The sequence below is a fragment of the Curtobacterium ammoniigenes NBRC 101786 genome (assembly GCF_001571045.1).
Taxonomy (GTDB): Bacteria; Actinomycetota; Actinomycetes; order Actinomycetales; family Microbacteriaceae; genus Curtobacterium; species Curtobacterium ammoniigenes.
In genome coordinates this window covers 1-16,547 of sequence record NZ_BCSV01000006.1, presented here as the reverse complement: position 1 = coordinate 16,547, position 16,547 = coordinate 1, and the positions used below count along the sequence as shown (strand labels likewise).

The following is a 16,547-nucleotide window of genomic DNA, read 5'->3' as shown; positions in this document are numbered from 1 at the left end:
CACTTTCGCACCGATCGGACGGCTGCGGTCACCGGCCGCCTCGCAGCTCAGCGAACGCGGGGTGCCCGATCGTTGCCGCTGCTCCGCGCGACATGCAGCAGCACCGGGAGGTGGGTCCCAAGCAGATCATCGAGCCCCTCGACGATCGTCGTGACGTCGTCAATGAGTCGTCGAGGCGCGACGCCTCGATGCGGCCGCACCCGGACCCGGATCGTCGGGACTCTCCGCACCGCGTAGACGTCGACGGCGAGCGACTGCACCTCGGGAAGCGCATCGATCGCAGTGGACAGCGCCCGCTGAACCGCGGGGGTGGACACGCGGACCACCCCCGGGATCCGGCCAGATCGGTCTTCGTCGACGATCACCTCGTCGGTTCGCCCACCACCACGCGTCGCGAGGACGACGATTGCGAGGATCGCCACCGCCGTCGACACGCCGATCACGACCCACCAGGCCGAAACGGGGCCAGCCGCGGCGCCGCCGCTCGGCCCGCGGGTTGCCGACGCGAGCGCCCGCGCGGCCCCTGCCGTTGCCGTCCGCCACATCTGGCGCGCTGACGGCGTGAGGGCCAGGAGCAGCGCCTCCACGCCGGCGATGATGAGCGCCAACCCGGCAACGATCAGCGCTCCGCGGCCGAGGGCTCGATTGCCGCGGTTCATCCGCCCACCCGCCCCGTGGGCAGGACGCGAAGGCGCGCGGTGATCGGCGGTTCAGCACCGATCGAGGTCAGCTCGTCCTCGACGGCACCGGTCGCGGCGACGGCGGGGACATCCAGCCCGGCCGGTGGACGGAGCACGACGTCCGCGGTGGATCGACCGACGGAGGCGACCGACGCCTCCGGACCGAGCCGGGTCCGCGATCGTGCCGCTCGTGCCAGCGCCGAGGCGATCACCTCGTCGTCGATGATCACAGCCAGTCGCTCCGCCCGGGCAACGTGCCGTGGGCGACGCTTCGGCAGCACGCCGAGCGCGAGCACGAACACCCCGACGACCATGGCGGCGACGCCGATCACGGCGAGCACCCACGGCATGGTCTGCTGTGGCAGCACAGGGACGGCGGCTGCTGCCGCTCGCGGATCGAACACACCGATCCGCTCACCCAGGAGCCCTGCGACGCCCGCCGCGAGGACGCCGAGCGCGACGAGGAGCGCGATCACCGCGACCACGGCCGCCGCACCCGATCGCGACACCGAACCCTCCCGACGCAGGACGCGCCGTTCCACCGCTGCCCGGGCGGCCCGATCATCGCGGTCGCCACCATCGCGCACGTCCCCCGGAGACACCCGGTCCTTCGCGAGACGCTCCGTCGGGCCCGCACTCATCGAACCCGCCGGCCCGCGTCGATGACGGCAGCCGTGAAGTCGATATCCACGCGGTGCACGCGGCGCCCGGTGATGCGTTGCACACGCTCCGCGATCTCGGACCGGGACCGGTGGGCGCGAACGATGGCCGAGGAATCGCCCGCTCCACCCCGATCAGGCCCCGCGAGCGCCCTCGTCGAGAAGGCACGTCCTCCGGACCACGATGCGGACGGCGCGCCGAGCATCGGTGCGATCAGCGGAGCGTCGATCACGATCGCGAGGGCTCCACGCCCGTCGTCGATCACGCGAGCGCTCACTGCGTCACTCGGCACAGACATCGCTTCCGCCGCCACGGCCTGCGCGGTGCGGATCAGTGCGGGAGCGTCGATCCGCTCCCACCCGCTTACCGACGCCCGTTGGCCCGAGCCCCCGCTCACGATGAGCTCCGACGCCCGCGGAGCACGTCGACCAGTCGGCCGAGGTCGATCGCGCCGGTGACGACGCGGCCGACCAGCGCACCGATCGCCATCAACGCGGCGACGAGCACCATCGGCCAGAAGCCGAACGCCACCGCCACGATGCCCAGCAGTGCTCCGATCGCGGCGCCGATGAGGGTGCCGTTCACAGCCGTCGTCCTTCGAGCGCATCGTTCTGGTGGGGAATGTTCACGTCATGGATGGCGACATTCACCTCGGTCACCTCGAGCCCGACGAGCTCCGTGACGGCCCGCGCAACGGCCTCACGAACCGCCGACGCGACTTCGAGCATCGGAACGGGGTAGTCCACGACGATCGTCAGGTCGACCGCTGCCTGCGTCTCCCCGACCTCGACACGGACACCCTGACCGAAGTCGCTCGATCCGATGGCGTCGCGGAGCGCTCCGAACGCGCGCGCGGCGTTACCGCCGAGCGCGAAGACGCCCGGAACCTCTCGAGCCGCGATACCGGCAACCTTCGCGACGACGGCGTCCTCGACGATCGTCCGACCGCGCGTCATCGCCGGAGCCGCTGATCGCGGCTGCGCTCCGGACCCCTCCGGAAACGCCGTCGCAGTGGTCGAATTGCGATTGCTGTTCGTCGCGCCTGCCATCGCCGATACCTTTCCTCATCCCGCTGGCGCGCTTCCGGCGCCGATACAGACACAGTGCACCTTTCAGCCGTGCATCGCTCGTACGGACGCGCGCCTCGCCGGCGAGGCCTGGCCTCCACTGGTCGTCGGCGCAGCGTCCATCCCGGCCCGGCATCCGCCGCGTGGAACCGCCCCGGTTCGATAAGTTCGACGCATGCGTGTCGCCACCTGGAATGTGAACTCGGTCCGGTCCCGCGCCTCCAGAATCGTGGATTGGCTGGTTCGCACCGACGTCGACGTGCTCGCAATGCAGGAGATCAAGTGTCGACCGGATCAGTTCCCAACCGACCTGTTCGAGGAGGCCGGGTACCAGGTCGAGGCGCACGGACACAACCAATGGAACGGGGTCGCGTTCGCGAGTCGGCTGCCGATGCAGGACGTGGAGCGGGATTTCCCCGGCCAGCCGGGCTTCCTCAAGGGGCACGAGGGCGACGACCTGCCGGTGGAGGCGCGGGCGATCGGGGTCACCGTTGAGGGCGTCCGGTTGTGGAGCCTGTATGTGCCGAACGGCCGCGAGGTCGGCGACCCGCACTACACATACAAGCTCGACTGGCTCCGCCGCCTTGCCGACCACACGAGCGAGTGGCTCGACGCCGACCCGACGCTGCCGCTCGCGCTCATGGGCGACTGGAACGTCGCGCCACGCGACGACGACGTGTGGGACGTATCGGTCTTCGCCGGCCACACGCACGTGACGCCGCCGGAGCGCGCCGCGTTCCACGCGTTCGAGGAGCGCGGCCTCCGGGATGTCGTCCGACCCCTCGTCCCCACGGGCTACACGTACTGGGACTACAAGCAACTCCGGTTCCCACGCAACGAAGGCATGCGGATCGACTTCATCATGGCGTCGAGCGCCTTCGCCGACACGGTGACCGACGCCGCGATCCACCGCAATGAGCGCAAGGGCGACGGCCCGAGCGACCACGTGCCGGTCTCGGTCGACCTCGACGTCGACACGGCGCTCGACGACGACCGCCCGATGATCTTCTGACCGCGACAGAAATACTTGCAACGACAAGGAATAGCGTGCCGTCACGGCATGTTCGCGCAACCATGAGCACAGCCACACTGACCCGGAACACCGACTCCAGCCAGCCGCTCGTCGACTTGCTCGAGGAACGCTGGAGTCCCCGCGCCTTCGACCCGGAGGCCACCATCGACGACGACGCGCTGGACGCGCTGCTCGAGGCGGCTCGCTGGGCCCCATCGGCCGCGAACCTGCAGCCGCGTCGGTTTATCGTCGGCCGTCGCGGCACCGAGACGTTCCGCGCCATCGAGTCGCACCTCGTCGGGTTCAACCGTGCGTGGGCGTTCCGCGCGAGCGCCCTGATCGTCGCGATCGCCGAGGTCGCGACAGCAGACGGCGACGCGCGTCGCTGGGCCGAGTACGACCTCGGACAGTCGATCGCCGCGCTCGCGGTCCAGGCGCACGCCGAAGGGCTGCACGTCCACCAGATGGGCGGCTTCGAGGTCGACGGCCTGCGCGACGCATTCGGACTGCCCGACCGGTTCGTGCCCGTCACCGTGAGCGCAATCGGGACGGTTGCCGACCCGTCCGTGCTCGACGAGCAGGCCGCCGCTCGGGAGACCGCACCGCGCACCCGCCTGCCGCTCGACGAAATCGTCCTCGTCAAGGAGTAGCCGCGACGGCCGCTGCCAGGGTCGGGTCCCGCGACCCTGGCAGACTGTCGCCATGACTACGCCCCGCCTCGTCGCGTTCGATCTCGACGACACGCTCGCTCCGTCGAAGTCGCCCCTCGATCCCCGCATGGTGGACACCCTCGCGGCGCTGCTCGCCGAGGTCCCGGTCGCGGTGATCTCCGGCGGCCAGTTCCAGCAGTTCGACGAGCAGCTCGTTCGCGCCCTCCGCGCTCGCGACGACGTCGCGGTCGACGACCTGCATCTGCTCCCGACCTGCGGAACCCGCTACTACCGGTGGTCGGGCTCCGACTGGTCGCTGCTCTACGCAGAGGACCTCACGGACGACGAGAAGGCGCGCGCGCTTGCCGCAGTCGAGACACAGGCGAAAGCTGCTGGGCTCTGGGAGACCGAGACCTGGGGGCCGATCCTCGAGGACCGTGGGTCGCAGATCACGTTCTCCGCCCTCGGGCAGGCCGCGCCCGTCGACCGGAAGAAGGCGTGGGACCCGACCGGTGCGAAGAAGGACCGGCTCCGCGCAATCGTCCAGAGCGAGCTCCCCGATCTCGAGGTGCGCTCCGGCGGGTCGACGAGCGTCGACATCACGCGGAAGGGTATCGACAAGGCGTACGGCATGCAGAAGCTGTCCGAGCACACGGGCATCGCGCTCGCCGACATGCTCTTCGTCGGCGACCGCCTCGATCCGGACGGCAACGACTACCCGGTGAAGGCTCTGGGCGTTCCGTGCCACGCGGTCCGCGGCTGGGAGGACACCGACGAGTTCCTCCGCGCCCTCATCCCGACACTCAGGCCGGAGCGCTCCGCACCGCTTCGATGAACGCGCGGATCTTGCCCACGTCCTTCACGCCACGCTCGGACTCGACGCCGCTCGAAACATCGACACCATCCGGCTCGAGCCGCTGAATCATCTCGACGACGTTGGCGGGGGTCAGTCCGCCGGCGAGGATCCACGCTTCGTCGACCGCGTCCGTGAGTACCGCTGGATCGATGGTCATGCCGCTTCCGGGCTCCGCGGCGTCCAGCAGGAGCAGATCGTGGTCGAACTGCGCCCGCTGATCCACGGATTCTCGGATATACGTGCTCGCCGACAGCGCTCGGATCGTGAAGAACCCGGCGTCCCGCGCTCGCGAGAAGTCCGCCGCTCTTTCGCGGTCGTGCAGTTGGAGCGTGGTCAACCCGACCATGGAGGCGATGCCGATGATCTCGTCGATCTCCTGCCCGCGGAACACACCGACAGCATCGATGTCATCAGGTACCCCGGCGACAAGCTCCTTCGCCCGCTCGGGCTCGATCGTGCGCGGGCTGCCCTCCGCGAAGACGAAGCCGACGGCATCCGCCCCAGCATCGATAGCGGCCTCCACCGTTTCCTCGGTGGAGAGACCGCAGATCTTGATCCACCGCTGGTCGCTCATGCGTCCATCCTGTCCGGCAAGGCGGGTCGTGTCACACTCGCGCGAGAAATCCGCGCGCTGCGGTGCGGTCAGTGCGCCTGCAGCACACCGAGCAGATAGCTGCCCCAGCACAGCGCGCCGACAGCGACGCTCCCCACCGAACCCAGGATGACGTTCCGGCGCCGCCAGCGTCGAACCGCGGAGAACGTCCCGCGCTTCGCGTGGCGATGCGCGCGCCGGTGCAGACGGTGGTCGCGCCGGTGCTCCTCGCGTTCCGGGCCGAGCGGAATCGGGCCGGTGATCGTGCTGGAGCCGCCGCGGAGGACGCGGGACACCGATATCGCGCTCGGCCGCTTCGCCGGCTCGCGGTCCGTCATCGCACTGAGGAGCTCCCGCCACTCGGGGGCGACGGTGTCGGGAATCACCGGGTCGCGCTGCAGGCGGGCGAGCGCAGCCTCCACCAGCGTGCCGTTGAACTCTTGAACGCCGGTCAGCGCCTCCAGCAGGACCAGACCGAGCGAATACACGTCCGTTGCGAACGTGATGGGCTCGCCGGCGACCTGCTCCGGGCTCAGATAGGCGGCCGTGCCGATGATGGTGCCATCGCCGGTGAGCCGCGTGCCGTCGACGAAGTGCGCGACGCCGAAGTCGGTCAGCTTGACCGTCCGGCTGAAGCCGGCGGATCCCTGATCGCTGATCAGGATGTTCGCGGGCTTCACATCGCGGTGCACGATGCCACGCGAATGGACGTACGCGAGCCCATCCGCGAGCTGCGCACCCAGCGAGGCGACCTCATAGCTGTGCAGCGGTCCGTCGGCGAGTCGCCGGAGCAGGGTCGGATCCGAGATGAGCTCCATGACGATGAACCGATGCGGTCCATCCGGGAGCTGATGCGTTCCGGCATCGTAGAGCGGAATGAGCCCAGGGTGCGACAGCATGCTGAGCAGTCGGATCTCCCGCTCCTGCCGGACCCGGTCAGCATGCGTCATCGCCTGCGGGGCCGCGAACAGCTTGACGGCGACGTTGCGGTAGGTGTGCTCGTCCTTCGCCGCGTACACCGACCCCATGCCGCCCGTCCCGATGAGTTCCATCAGGCGGTAGCGCCCAGCGAGGACCGTATCGGTCTGCGCAGTGGTGGAGACCAGGCTCATGGGCACGTCGATTCTGAGGGGTTCGGAGCGCGAGACGGGGGTTCTCGTCGCGCACGGCTCACGGTACCCGGGGGTCGGTCTGCAGGCGTGCGCGTTACCCATTCGTGACGCCGGTCCGGCTTGGATTGGCCTGATCAGAGCCGGATTGTCCGGACAGCGCGGTGTCCGCGGCAGGGCGCATCCAGCGGCCGTGAAACGAACACGCGCCTGCCGTACGGCTCCCCCTCAGGAGCGGTACGGCAGGCGCGGTCGAGCGGAGCCGCAACGGCCCGAAACGGAGCGGCCACAAGCGTGGCCACGAGAGCGGCTCCGAGCGCAGCACCGGCCTCAGGCGGCGACGAGCGCGCCCTGGTCGGCAGATGCTTCGGCGACGATCTCCTCAGCCGGAGTGCGGCGCACGAACCGCTTGAGCCCGACGAGGACGAGCGCCGCGACCACGGTGCCCGCGAGCAGCGCGACGATGAACATCCCGAGGTTGCCGATCGCGAAGAAGACGAAGATGCCGCCGTGCGGGGCACGGGAGGTGACACCTGCCGCCATCGAGATCGCCCCGGTCACGGCCGCACCGACCATGGAGGCGGGGATCACGCGAAGCGGATCGGCTGCGGCGAACGGGATGGCTCCTTCTGAGATGAACGACGCGCCGAGCAGCCACGCGGCCTTGCCGTTCTCGCGCTCCGGCTTCGTGAATCCGCCCCGGTAGAGCACGGTGGAGGCGAGCGCCATCGCGAGCGGCGGCACCATTCCGGCCGCCATGACCGCCGCCATGATCTCGTATGGAGCAAGGTGGGTCGGCGACCCCGCGGACAGACCCGCGACCGCGAACGCGTAGGCGACCTTGTTCACGGGGCCACCGAGGTCGAACGCCATCATGAGCCCGAGGATGATCCCGAGCACGATCGCGGAGGCGCCCGTCAGCGAGTTCAGCCACTTCGACAGTTCGCTCATCACCCACGCGATAGGACCGCCGAGGACGAGCAGCATCAGACCCGACGCGATGATCGATGCCAGCAGCGGGATGATCACGACCGGCATCAGGCCGCGCAGCCACCGCCACGTCGGGATGCGCCCGATCCAGTAGGCCGCTCCGCCGGCAAGCAGACCGCCGACGAGACCACCCAGGAAGCCGGCGTTCATGAACACGGCGATGGCACCGGCGACGAAGCCGGGCGCGATCCCGGGACGATCGGCGATCGCGTAGGCGATGTATCCGGCGAGTGCCGCGACCAGGAAGCCCAGCGACGTGCCTCCGATTTCGAACGCGGCCGCACCGAGGTAGTAGCCGAGCCCCTGCGGGGGCAGGTGCACGAGGGTGTAGTTCTGCAGCGCGAACACCGCATTGTTCACGGTGTGACCGGCGGGCGTGAGCGCGATGCCGTACCCGGCGAGGAGGAACCCGAGCGCGATCAGCAGGCCACCGCCGGCGACGAACGGGATCATGTAGCTCACTCCGGTGAGGAGCCATCGCTTCAGGTGGTGCCCGAGGTGCTGTCCGCCGCCGGCCATCACCGGGCCGGACGCGACCGACGCTCCCCCGACGACGCGCGCACCGGTCGGGTTCTCCGCAGCACGGAGTGCCTCCGCGATCATGGCGTCCGGTTCGTCGACGCCGCGCTTGACCGGACCTTCGACGACCGGCTTGCCAGCGAATCGGCCACGGTCGCGCACGTCGACGTCCACCGCGAACACGACCGCGTCGGCCCGAGCGATGAGCGCCGGGTCGAGCGGCTCCACCGACGACGACCCCTGGGTCTCGACGTGCATCTCCGCGCCGGCGCGCTTCGCAGCGGCGACGAGGGCGTCCGCGGCCATGTAGGTGTGCGCGATCCCGGTGGGGCACGCGGTGACGCCGACGAGCACCCGACGCTTGCCGCTGTCGCCCTGCCCGCCGTCGGCCGGCGTGGCGGCGGCAGGATCCGCCGCCTGCCCCGTCGTGCCTCCCGGGTGGGAGGCGCGGCTCACCGACCCGACACCGGCGTCGGCGACCGCTCCGCTCACCTCGCGATCCACGAGCGCGACGATCTCGTCGGGGGTGCGCGCCGCCCGCAGTGCCGCGGTGAAGTCCTCCCGGATCAGCGCGCGGGCGAGCGTGGAGAGCACGGTCAGGTGGTCTTTGTCGGCACCTTCCGGGACGGCGATCATGAAGACGAGGTCGGCGTCACCGTCGGGCGCCCCGAACGGGACCTTCCGGGCGAGCCGCGTCATTGCGAGTGTCGGCTCAGTCACCGACTGCGAACGGGCGTGCGGGATCGCAATTCCACCCGGCACGCCGGTGCCCACCGATGCTTCGCGCTTGATCGCGTCCTCGGCGAGTGTCGCGCCGGACGCGGCACGGCCGGTGGCGGCGACGCGGTCGGCAAGAACGCGGATGACGTCTGACGACGTCGCACCGAGATCCTCGTCGAGGCCGACGAGGTCAGTGCTGATGAGGCGTGGGCCGGTGCCCACGCTGTGCACGGCGGACATGATTGCTCCTTTGCAAACGCGCGAGGTGCGCGGAACTGAGGTGGGGGAAGGACGCTGAGGCGTCGGATATGCGGGGGGTCGGCGACTGGGGAATCGTCGGTGGGGGAACGGTCAGGGGATCGGATGGGGAACGGAGGCGACGGACGGCGCGAGCCGGACGACGGCGATCGCGTCCGGAGCCGTCTGGTCGAGTGCGGGCACCAGGCTCCCCGGCAGCGCTGCGGCTGCCGAGCCGGACGCGACCGCCTGGGCAAGACATCGCTCCGGACCGGCAGCGGACGATTCGGCGAGGAGATACCCGGCGAGCGCCGAGTCACCGGCGCCGACGGTCGAGCGCGCCACGATCCGCGGCGCAGCAGCCATCCAGGCACCGTCGGCGGTGACGAGAACCGCACCGGCGCCTCCCAGGGTGAGCAGTACCGCACCGACACCGTCGGCGACGAGGCGGCTGGCAGCGGCCGCCGCGAGCGTCGGGTCTTCCTCGTACGCGTCCGCGTCGCCGCCGACAACTTCGGCGAGCTCCTCCGCGTTCGGTTTGATCAGGTCGATCGGGAGGCCCGCCCGCAGCACGGCGAGGAACGGCTCGCCCGACGAATCCACCGCGATGCGCGGCGGGTTCGGCTGCGCACGGAGGGCCGCGACAATGAGCGCGAGCGTGCTGTCATCAAGACCGGGCGGGAGCGACCCCGCCAGCACAACCCAGCGCGCGCCAGCGGCGGCACGCACGATGAGGTCGACGAACGCATCCTGACGGCCGGCGAGCGACGGACCCGGCTCGTTGAGTTTCGTCGTGGTGCCGGACGGCTCGGTGATGGTGACGTTCGATCGGAGCGGCGCTCCGATGGGCAGGGTGGCCGTGGGGATTCCGCGGTCGGCGAGCGCGGCGATCACGGGATCGGCGGGGTCGCCGGGCAGGACGGCGAGCGTGTCGCCGCCTGATCGGGCGATGGCACGGGAGACGTTGACACCTTTGCCGCCGGGCTCTGCGGTTGTCGCGACGGCGCGCTGCACCGCGCCGCGTTGCAGTTCGCCGGCGAGGTCGATGGTCCGGTCGAACGACGGGTTCGGTGTCACCGTCACGATGCGGGCGCTCATGCGACGACCACCTCGACGTCGGCGTCGTCGAGCGCGCCCGCCAGGTCGGCGGGAGGTATGCGGTCGGTGACCAGCGTGTCGATCTCGTCCAGCCTGGCGAACCGCATCAGCGCCTCCAGGCCGTGCTTCGTGTGATCGGCGAGGACCACGGCACGACGCGCGGCGAGCACGTAGGCGGCTTTCACCGCCGACTCGTATTCGTCGGGCGTGGACAGGCCGAACCCGGCGGAGATGCCGTTCGTGCCGATGAACGCGATATCGGGCCGCAGCGCGCCGATCTGCTCGACGGTGGCCGTGCCGACCGCTGCGCTCGTGACCCCACGGACACGACCGCCGAGCAAGTGCAGTTCGATGTGATCGCTGCTCTGCAGGATCGCGGCGATGGGAACGGAGTTCGTGATGACGGTGATCGTGTCGCCCGGACTCGACGGCGTCCAGAGCGCGAGCTGCTCCGCGACCGCCGCGCTCGTGGTGCCCGCGTCGAGGGCGATCGAGCCCGTGAACGTGGCGGGCAGGAGGCGCATCGCCGCGTGGGCGATGGCGAGCTTCGCCTCGCCGTGCTGGGTTTGGCGCTCGGCGACGCTGAGCTCCGCAACGCTCGTTCGCGCCGCCGGGACCGCGCCGCCATGCACGCGGCGGAGGACGCCGACAGCTTCCAGCGCGTCGAGATCGCGGCGGACGGTCTCGGTGGTGACGTCGAAGTACTCGGCGAGCCCAGCCACCGAGACACGGCCGGTCTCGAGCAGTTGCGCTGCGATCGCGTCGTGACGCTCCGTTGCGTACATCCGGCAGGCTCCTTCGTCGTGTTCGAAGAAGTGTAAATGCATTGCAACATGAACACAAGCAAAAACCTCACACAGTCAAAGATTGGCTCAAACGGCTGCCAACGCACTCGTTGGGGGGATCCGTGCCGCCCGTGTCGAGGGATACAGTCCGGACACCCCGCCGATCACGACGGTTGCGACAACCGCCCCGCCGACCACCCAGAAGGGAACCGCGATCGGAGCGCTTTGCGCGACCGCGAACGCCGCGGTGACCGCAATCCCGATCGCCACACCTGCAATGCCTCCAATGGATGACAGCAGGAGCGACTCGACGAGGAACTGGTCAAGAATGTGCCGACGTCGAGCCCCCAGTGCGCGACGAACACCGATCTCGGCGCGACGCTCCAACACGGTGATGACCATGGTGTTGGCAACCCCGATGCCACCCACGAGCAGGGCGACTGCGCCGACGCCAACCAACAGGCCGGCAAAGGAGTCATCACTCGCGTTCTTCGCCGCGAGCGCGTCCGTCGGCTTCGACACGGCGAGATTCTGCGAATCGAGCGGGCTCACTCCACGCGCGAGACGCGCCCCGACCGATGCGACGCGGTTCGGGTCGGCCCGCACGTGCACGCGCTCCGGGTTCCCCGAGAACCCCATCGTTCGCGCGAGCGATCGTGGAACGAACGCCGCATAGTCGAGTTCGGGGTCAAGCTCCACCGGAGGGAGCACGCCGACGACTTGCACCCACTGGCCGCCCGCCCAGACACGGGTATTCGCGTTCACCGCGCCGATTCCGAGGGCGCGTGCGGCGGCCGAGCCGAGCACCATCTGCGGAAGCGCCTCAGCGCCGTCGGGGAGCCATCGACCGGACGTCGGCGTGACGCCGAGCACGCCCGGGACGTCTCCCCACGACCCCATGACATTGATGCCGCTCGACTGATACTCAGGGACGAGCGGCGACCGGTACACCCGACCTGTGCCGGCGGTCGCGACGGCCGCGGCATCGAGCACACCGTCTTGGCGGAGAACCGATTGCACCGCGGTATCGGGTATCGGCAATTCTGCGCGCTGGGATGCTCTGATCGTGAGCACGTTCGTGCCGAGCAGATCGAGCACCTGGTCGAGTTTCGCCTTGCTCGACGATGAGATCCCAACAACCGCGACCATCGCTGCGATCCCGATCGCGATGCCCAGCGCCGACAGAACGACGCGCGTCGGCCGGGTACGGAGCCCGAACAGTCCGAGCCGCAGCAGATCGAATGCTCCGATCGACGATCGCCCGCTCATCGCGCCTCCCCGATCGCCGCTCCGAGCTCCGCCCGCGAGGCAGAAGCGTCGGCGCAGATCCGGCCGTCACGCATCCGAACTTGCCGCGGGAGTGACGCTGCGAGGTCCAGGTCGTGCGTGATCACGATCACAGTGGTTCCCGCAGCGTTGAGCGCTCGAAGAAGATCGACGGTCGCGGCGCCGGATGCGGCGTCGAGCGCGCCGGTCGGTTCGTCGGCAAGCACGAGCGACGGCGTACCGACGATGGCACGGGCAATCGCGACCCGCTGCTTCTCACCGCCAGACAGTTGACCCGGCCGATGGCCAACACGGTGGGGCAATCCCACGCGGTTGAGCGCTTCCTCGGCCCGTCGCAACCGCTCTGCTCGGCCCACCCCCGCGTAGAGCAGTCCGTCGGCGACGTTCTCGGCGGCCGTCGCCCCGCTGTGCAGGTGGAAGTGCTGGAACACGAACCCGATCTGCTGCGCACGCAAGAACGAGAGTTCGTCGTCCGACATCCGCTCGACGCTGAGCCCGGAGATCTCCACCGTTCCGGAACTGGCACGGTCGAGCGTGCCGATGATGTTCAGCATCGTCGACTTGCCTGATCCCGAAGGCCCGACCACTGCGACGAGTTCACCGGCCGTGATTTCGAGCGATGCACCATCCAGTGCGCGCACGCCTCCATACGTCTTGCTGACCTGGCGCAGCCGAACTGCCGCGGTCATGACGGAACCACCACGGTGTCGCCCTCAGCGAGATCTCCCTCCACCGCGGCCCGGCCGTCTGCAACGAAGGTCACGTGAACCGCGACGCGATGCGTGCCTCCGGTCGGTTCGCGACGTTCCACGGCGAAATCGTCCTGACGCGAACCGGCGACGATCGCAGCGAGCGGCACCGTCAGGACATTGGATTTCGTGACACCGCGGACCTCGAGGCGCGCACCTCCCGAAGGCGGCAACTCCGACTCCCCCGGGTCGAAGGCGACCACGATCACAACTTCTTCGGCGCCTGCGGCTCCCTCACGCGGCGCCGTGTCGACGACAGTTCCCTCGAACTCGCCGACACCGAGAATGTCGAGCGCCACGCTCGTCCCGATGCCGAGCCGGTCGGCGTCGGCGGCCGAGACGTTCGCAGTGACGACGCGCCCCGTTCCCGTCACGCGAAGCATCTCACCACCAGACGCTCCTCCGAGCTTCGCGCTGACAGATGCAACGCGCACGTCGCCCGGGAGGAACACGATACTGTCGGCACCGAGCCGACCGGTTTGGTCGAGCCCACGCTCGTGCTGCCATTGGCGCACCGCTCGTCCTGTTCGCGGGCCGTAGACGCTGTCGACGGCCACGTCGTAGCCGAGCGCCGAGAGATTTTCGTTGAGCTGGCGGACGTCGGCCCCACGCATGCCCGGGGCGATCGTGCGCCACACCGGCACCGCGCCGTGCATCGAACGCACGGGCTGCTCATCGATCGCAAACGCGGGCTGATCGCGCTGGAGAACGGTTCCCGGCTTCGGAAGCCACGTGACCGTACCGGGCGTTCCGCTCGTGACTGCGACGGGCTGCTCGTACCCAAGCGATCCGACGAGCCGTTTGATCTCGCTGAGGTCTGCCCGCTCGACCTTGGCCGTGGTACTGGCGCGCGGAGCGGTTGCGGAGGGCGCGGTACGCGTTGCCGGGTCACCGACGAGGCCGATCGCGCCTGCTCCTCCTCCGATCGCCACAAGAGCCGCGATCGCCGCGATCCCGATCGTTCGGCGTCGCATCAGTAGACCTCTTTGATGCACTCGGTGAGCGTCTGGCGCAGGTCCGGGTGCGATCGGTTGAACGCGACCTGTTCATCGGCGTTGTCCGGGAATTCGTCGACACCGTTCGCTCGCATGCAGCGCGCCATCGCTGCGGCTTGCCCCGGATCGGCGTTGTCGGCTGTCGATCCCACGTCGATCCCGTTGCCGTCGGAACAGGCTCGAATGTCGTCAAGCCACTGCTGCTCGTGGACACCCTCCGGCCGTTGCAGCGTCGAGACACCGCCGTCCTGCCCGCTCGGCAGGGAGTACCCCCGCTCTGTCAAGCACGACTGCAGCAGGCCGCTGCGCGGCGGCGAGGATGTCGACGAGGACGCCCGATCAGCGGTGGCGGGCGAACAGGCGGCCAATCCGAACGGCAGCAGAACCGACGCCACAACGACGACGAGGCCGCGCACCACGGTGGTAGCAAAATCATTCATGGCCCCAGACCACCAGAGGTCGAGTTTCGGCAAGCGGCTACGGGCGGTTACGACGACGAAACACAGACGGTCACGCTCAGGCCACCGGCCGGTCGCGGCACCATTCGGAGAGTCCATCCGTGGGCTCTGACGATCGCCGCAACGATCGCGAGCCCAAGCCCGCTATGCCGTCCTGCGCCATCCGGGGACTCACCCCGGAAGAACGGCTCGACAAGTCGTGTGACGTGCTCCGCGTGCAGGTGGCTGCCGTCGTTCTGCACCACGAGGCCGTCCGCCCCAACCCGCACCTCGACGCTGCCGCCCGGCTTGTTGTACTCGATCGCGTTGGCGACGAGGTTGGCGACGAGTTGTGCAACGAGGCGAGGCTCCGCCTTGATCATCGAGGTCGTGGGAGCGTCAATCAACACTGTTCGTTCAGCTGTCGTTGCGTCCGCGCGGCGCTCTGCGACCACCTGACGAACGACATCGGCCAGATCGACCCACTCAATGCGCCCGTCGAGGTCACGCTCTGCGTCCGCGAGCGCCAGGAGACTCTCGATAAGCCGCTCCGTGCGCCGATTCTGCTCGAGGAGCTGGTTCCGGATCGCAGCGATCTCGGTGATTTCGACACCATCTGCGAGCCCCACCTGTACAGCGGCGCGCTGGACCGCGAGCGGTGTGCGCAGTTCGTGTGCCGCCATTCCGACGAACCGCCGTTGACGTTCAAACGCTGTCCCGAGGCGGTCGAGGAGCGCGTTGAAGCTGGTTGCCAACCGCCGCAACTCGTCGTTCGGGCCGCAGACCGCTATGCGCTCGTGCAGGTTCGACTCGGAGATCCGGGAGGCTGTGGTGCTGACTCGGTCGATCGGTGCCAGAACTCGCCGGGCGACAAGCCAGCCCAACACCGCCGCGATGATGCCTGCACCGACGATGCCGACGAGCGCCCACTGCCACTGCTGGGCGGCGACTTCGCGGACGATCACGATGCTGGACGCGCCCTCGGGAATGTGATCGGCGCGGGTTGCTGTGGCCGGTCCAGTCGCCACGGTCGGTAGGGCTTCCGCGCTCGCCCTCGGTGTGTGCGAAACAGCGGATGTGGCCGTGGTCGGTCCCAGCTGGCGTCGAAGGCCCGCTTGCGATGCGAGGTTCGTGAAGACGACGACGAGCGTGGTCAATGCCATTGCCGCGGTGGCGAACACGACGGCGGATTGGGTTCGGATACTCCACCGGCTCACAGTGAATACCCGTGCCCGGGGTGGGTCGTGATGACATCGTCCGCTCGGCCGGTCGCGCGCAGTTTGGCACGAAGCTTCGACATCGTCACGCGCACTGCTGCGGTGAACGGGTCGATATTGGCGTCCCAGACACGCTCCAGCAGTTCTTCCGCCGAAACGACCCTGCCACCTGCGCTGAGGAGCGCCTCGAGCACGCCCAGCTCCTTCGCGGTCAGGTCGAGTGGCATTCCGTCGCTCGTCGCGATCCGGCGGCCCGTGTCGAGGTGGATCCCGCGCCGCTCGAGAATCGGAGGAATGGCGGGGCTGGCACGTCGTCCGAGTGCTCGAACCCTGGCGACCAGCTCTGGGAATTCAAAGGGCTTCGTCATGTAGTCGTCTGCCCCGAGTTCGAGACCCGTCACGCGGTCAGTGAGGGTGATCGCTGCCGTCAGCATGAGTATCCGAGTCGGCGTGCCGAGCTCGTGCACACGACGCGCGACATCGTCCCCGTGCATTCCGGGGAGGTCGCGGTCGAGGATGACCACGTCATAGGGGGTCACCGTGAGCAGTTCTTCGGCGTCATCGCCCCGAAAAACAGTGTCGACCGCCATACCCTGGCGCCGGAGCCCCCGCGCGACGAGCTCCGCGAGCGGCGCCTCATCGTCAGCTACGAGAACACGCATCCATCAGATGTATCAGATACATACGACGATTTGGCTTGGCGCTGGCCGAGCGTACGTGTGACCCCGGGCGGACACGCCGCTCACGTTCGGCGCGCAGCCAGAAACCTGCGCATCGGACGCGGGTCGAAGCAAGTTCTCGCGTTCCCGCGACCGGAGCCGGGCGTGTCGCGGACGGATGCCGCGAGCAAGCCGCGAGGCGGCTCCCCGCGCCTCCGCCCCGGCGCG

General features: G+C 69.2%; 19 protein-coding genes. 3 read left to right on the top strand and 16 right to left on the bottom strand.

All coding sequences use genetic code 11. The features are described 5' to 3' along the window. Positions 1-47 precede the first annotated feature (47 nt). The 5 genes from CAM01S_RS12600 to CAM01S_RS12580 are packed head-to-tail and all read right to left on the bottom strand — an operon-like array spanning position 48 to position 2,389. On the bottom strand, positions 48-659 hold the full coding sequence (locus CAM01S_RS12600) for an Asp23/Gls24 family envelope stress response protein (protein WP_066522378.1): 612 nt from the start codon (positions 657-659) through the stop codon (positions 48-50). Beyond that, positions 656-1,321, bottom strand: a complete 666-nt coding sequence (locus CAM01S_RS12595) for a hypothetical protein (RefSeq protein ID WP_066522376.1) — start codon at positions 1,319-1,321, stop codon at positions 656-658. The genes CAM01S_RS12600 and CAM01S_RS12595 overlap by 4 nt, the downstream gene beginning before the upstream one ends. Then, a complete protein-coding gene (locus CAM01S_RS12590; RefSeq protein WP_066522369.1) occupies positions 1,318-1,737 on the bottom strand; it encodes a hypothetical protein in 420 nt (139 codons plus the stop codon). The genes CAM01S_RS12595 and CAM01S_RS12590 overlap by 4 nt, the downstream gene beginning before the upstream one ends. Beyond that, complete coding sequence (locus CAM01S_RS12585; RefSeq protein WP_066522367.1) at positions 1,734-1,925, bottom strand: DUF2273 domain-containing protein; 192 nt, start codon at positions 1,923-1,925, stop codon at positions 1,734-1,736. The genes CAM01S_RS12590 and CAM01S_RS12585 overlap by 4 nt, the downstream gene beginning before the upstream one ends. Continuing rightward, positions 1,922-2,389, bottom strand: coding sequence for an Asp23/Gls24 family envelope stress response protein (locus CAM01S_RS12580; RefSeq protein ID WP_083528028.1), 468 nt, complete (start codon positions 2,387-2,389; stop codon positions 1,922-1,924). Before CAM01S_RS12580 ends, CAM01S_RS12585 begins: the two co-directional genes overlap by 4 nt. Before the next feature lie 193 nt (positions 2,390-2,582). Between CAM01S_RS12580 and CAM01S_RS12575 the strand changes: the two genes are divergently transcribed. The 3 genes from CAM01S_RS12575 (at position 2,583) to CAM01S_RS12565 (ending at position 4,904) form a co-directional block, all read left to right on the top strand. Then, on the top strand, positions 2,583-3,419 hold the full coding sequence (locus CAM01S_RS12575) for an exodeoxyribonuclease III (RefSeq protein ID WP_066522365.1): 837 nt from the start codon (positions 2,583-2,585) through the stop codon (positions 3,417-3,419). Positions 3,420-3,481: 62 nt separating this feature from the next. After that, positions 3,482-4,069: a nitroreductase family protein gene (locus CAM01S_RS12570; RefSeq protein WP_066522364.1), complete on the top strand. Its 588-nt coding sequence runs from the start codon at positions 3,482-3,484 to the stop codon at positions 4,067-4,069. Between the two features lie 52 nt (positions 4,070-4,121). Continuing rightward, positions 4,122-4,904, top strand: a complete 783-nt coding sequence (locus tag CAM01S_RS12565; RefSeq protein WP_066522362.1) for an HAD-IIB family hydrolase — start codon at positions 4,122-4,124, stop codon at positions 4,902-4,904. Here CAM01S_RS12565 and CAM01S_RS12560 read toward each other — a convergent pair. The 11 genes from CAM01S_RS12560 to CAM01S_RS12510 form a co-directional block, all read right to left on the bottom strand. Then, positions 4,873-5,499, bottom strand: coding sequence for a phosphoribosylanthranilate isomerase (locus CAM01S_RS12560; protein ID WP_066522360.1), 627 nt, complete (start codon positions 5,497-5,499; stop codon positions 4,873-4,875). The two genes, CAM01S_RS12565 and CAM01S_RS12560, sit on opposite strands and share 32 nt — an antisense overlap. Before the next feature lie 68 nt (positions 5,500-5,567). Next, entirely contained in the window at positions 5,568-6,629 is a 1,062-nt protein-coding gene (locus tag CAM01S_RS12555) for a serine/threonine-protein kinase (RefSeq protein WP_066522358.1), read from the bottom strand. Positions 6,630-6,956: 327 nt separating this feature from the next. After that, on the bottom strand, positions 6,957-9,095 hold the full coding sequence (locus tag CAM01S_RS12550) for a PTS fructose transporter subunit IIABC (protein WP_066522353.1): 2,139 nt from the start codon (positions 9,093-9,095) through the stop codon (positions 6,957-6,959). Positions 9,096-9,206: 111 nt separating this feature from the next. Next, positions 9,207-10,190 carry a 1-phosphofructokinase family hexose kinase gene (locus tag CAM01S_RS12545; protein WP_066522350.1) on the bottom strand — a complete coding sequence of 328 codons (984 nt, stop codon included), beginning with the start codon at positions 10,188-10,190 and terminating at the stop codon, positions 9,207-9,209. Further along, the gene (locus tag CAM01S_RS12540; RefSeq protein ID WP_066522344.1) at positions 10,187-10,975 is read right to left on the bottom strand and encodes a DeoR/GlpR family DNA-binding transcription regulator; all 789 of its coding nucleotides are present in this window, start codon (positions 10,973-10,975) and stop codon (positions 10,187-10,189) included. The genes CAM01S_RS12545 and CAM01S_RS12540 overlap by 4 nt, the downstream gene beginning before the upstream one ends. A gap of 87 nt (positions 10,976-11,062) precedes the next feature. Further along, positions 11,063-12,244 (bottom strand): ABC transporter permease, encoded by a 1,182-nt coding sequence (locus tag CAM01S_RS12535; protein ID WP_066522343.1) that lies wholly within the window; start codon positions 12,242-12,244, stop codon positions 11,063-11,065. Next, positions 12,241-12,951, bottom strand: a complete 711-nt coding sequence (locus tag CAM01S_RS12530) for an ABC transporter ATP-binding protein (RefSeq protein ID WP_066522341.1) — start codon at positions 12,949-12,951, stop codon at positions 12,241-12,243. The genes CAM01S_RS12535 and CAM01S_RS12530 overlap by 4 nt, the downstream gene beginning before the upstream one ends. Beyond that, on the bottom strand, positions 12,948-13,985 hold the full coding sequence (locus CAM01S_RS12525; protein ID WP_066522339.1) for a peptidoglycan-binding protein: 1,038 nt from the start codon (positions 13,983-13,985) through the stop codon (positions 12,948-12,950). Before CAM01S_RS12525 ends, CAM01S_RS12530 begins: the two co-directional genes overlap by 4 nt. Continuing rightward, positions 13,985-14,446 (bottom strand): hypothetical protein, encoded by a 462-nt coding sequence (locus tag CAM01S_RS12520; RefSeq protein ID WP_157071562.1) that lies wholly within the window; start codon positions 14,444-14,446, stop codon positions 13,985-13,987. The genes CAM01S_RS12525 and CAM01S_RS12520 overlap by 1 nt, the downstream gene beginning before the upstream one ends. A 47-nt stretch (positions 14,447-14,493) precedes the next feature. Further along, positions 14,494-15,660 (bottom strand): HAMP domain-containing sensor histidine kinase, encoded by a 1,167-nt coding sequence (locus tag CAM01S_RS12515; RefSeq protein ID WP_066522334.1) that lies wholly within the window; start codon positions 15,658-15,660, stop codon positions 14,494-14,496. Beyond that, positions 15,657-16,322, bottom strand: a complete 666-nt coding sequence (locus tag CAM01S_RS12510; RefSeq protein WP_066522330.1) for a response regulator transcription factor — start codon at positions 16,320-16,322, stop codon at positions 15,657-15,659. The genes CAM01S_RS12515 and CAM01S_RS12510 overlap by 4 nt, the downstream gene beginning before the upstream one ends. Between the last annotated feature and the right edge of the window lie 225 nt (positions 16,323-16,547).

Bases quoted from the DNA above. Each gene is read 5' to 3' on its own strand.
- CAM01S_RS12600 (WP_066522378.1), bottom strand. From the start codon at position 659: ATGAACCGCGGCAATCGAGCCCTCGGCCGCGGAGCGCTGATCGTTGCC.
- CAM01S_RS12595 (WP_066522376.1), bottom strand. From the start codon at position 1,321: ATGAGTGCGGGCCCGACGGAGCGTCTCGCGAAGGACCGGGTGTCTCCG.
- CAM01S_RS12580 (WP_083528028.1), bottom strand. From the start codon at position 2,389: ATGGCAGGCGCGACGAACAGCAATCGCAATTCGACCACTGCGACGGCG.
- CAM01S_RS12575 (WP_066522365.1), top strand. From the start codon at position 2,583: ATGCGTGTCGCCACCTGGAATGTGAACTCGGTCCGGTCCCGCGCCTCC.
- CAM01S_RS12570 (WP_066522364.1), top strand. From the start codon at position 3,482: ATGAGCACAGCCACACTGACCCGGAACACCGACTCCAGCCAGCCGCTC.
- CAM01S_RS12565 (WP_066522362.1), top strand. From the start codon at position 4,122: ATGACTACGCCCCGCCTCGTCGCGTTCGATCTCGACGACACGCTCGCT.
- CAM01S_RS12560 (WP_066522360.1), bottom strand. From the start codon at position 5,499: ATGAGCGACCAGCGGTGGATCAAGATCTGCGGTCTCTCCACCGAGGAA.
- CAM01S_RS12555 (WP_066522358.1), bottom strand. From the start codon at position 6,629: ATGAGCCTGGTCTCCACCACTGCGCAGACCGATACGGTCCTCGCTGGG.
- CAM01S_RS12550 (WP_066522353.1), bottom strand. From the start codon at position 9,095: ATGTCCGCCGTGCACAGCGTGGGCACCGGCCCACGCCTCATCAGCACT.
- CAM01S_RS12545 (WP_066522350.1), bottom strand. From the start codon at position 10,190: ATGAGCGCCCGCATCGTGACGGTGACACCGAACCCGTCGTTCGACCGG.
- CAM01S_RS12540 (WP_066522344.1), bottom strand. From the start codon at position 10,975: ATGTACGCAACGGAGCGTCACGACGCGATCGCAGCGCAACTGCTCGAG.
- CAM01S_RS12535 (WP_066522343.1), bottom strand. From the start codon at position 12,244: ATGAGCGGGCGATCGTCGATCGGAGCATTCGATCTGCTGCGGCTCGGA.
- CAM01S_RS12530 (WP_066522341.1), bottom strand. From the start codon at position 12,951: ATGACCGCGGCAGTTCGGCTGCGCCAGGTCAGCAAGACGTATGGAGGC.
- CAM01S_RS12525 (WP_066522339.1), bottom strand. From the start codon at position 13,985: ATGCGACGCCGAACGATCGGGATCGCGGCGATCGCGGCTCTTGTGGCG.
- CAM01S_RS12520 (WP_157071562.1), bottom strand. From the start codon at position 14,446: ATGAATGATTTTGCTACCACCGTGGTGCGCGGCCTCGTCGTCGTTGTG.
- CAM01S_RS12510 (WP_066522330.1), bottom strand. From the start codon at position 16,322: ATGCGTGTTCTCGTAGCTGACGATGAGGCGCCGCTCGCGGAGCTCGTC.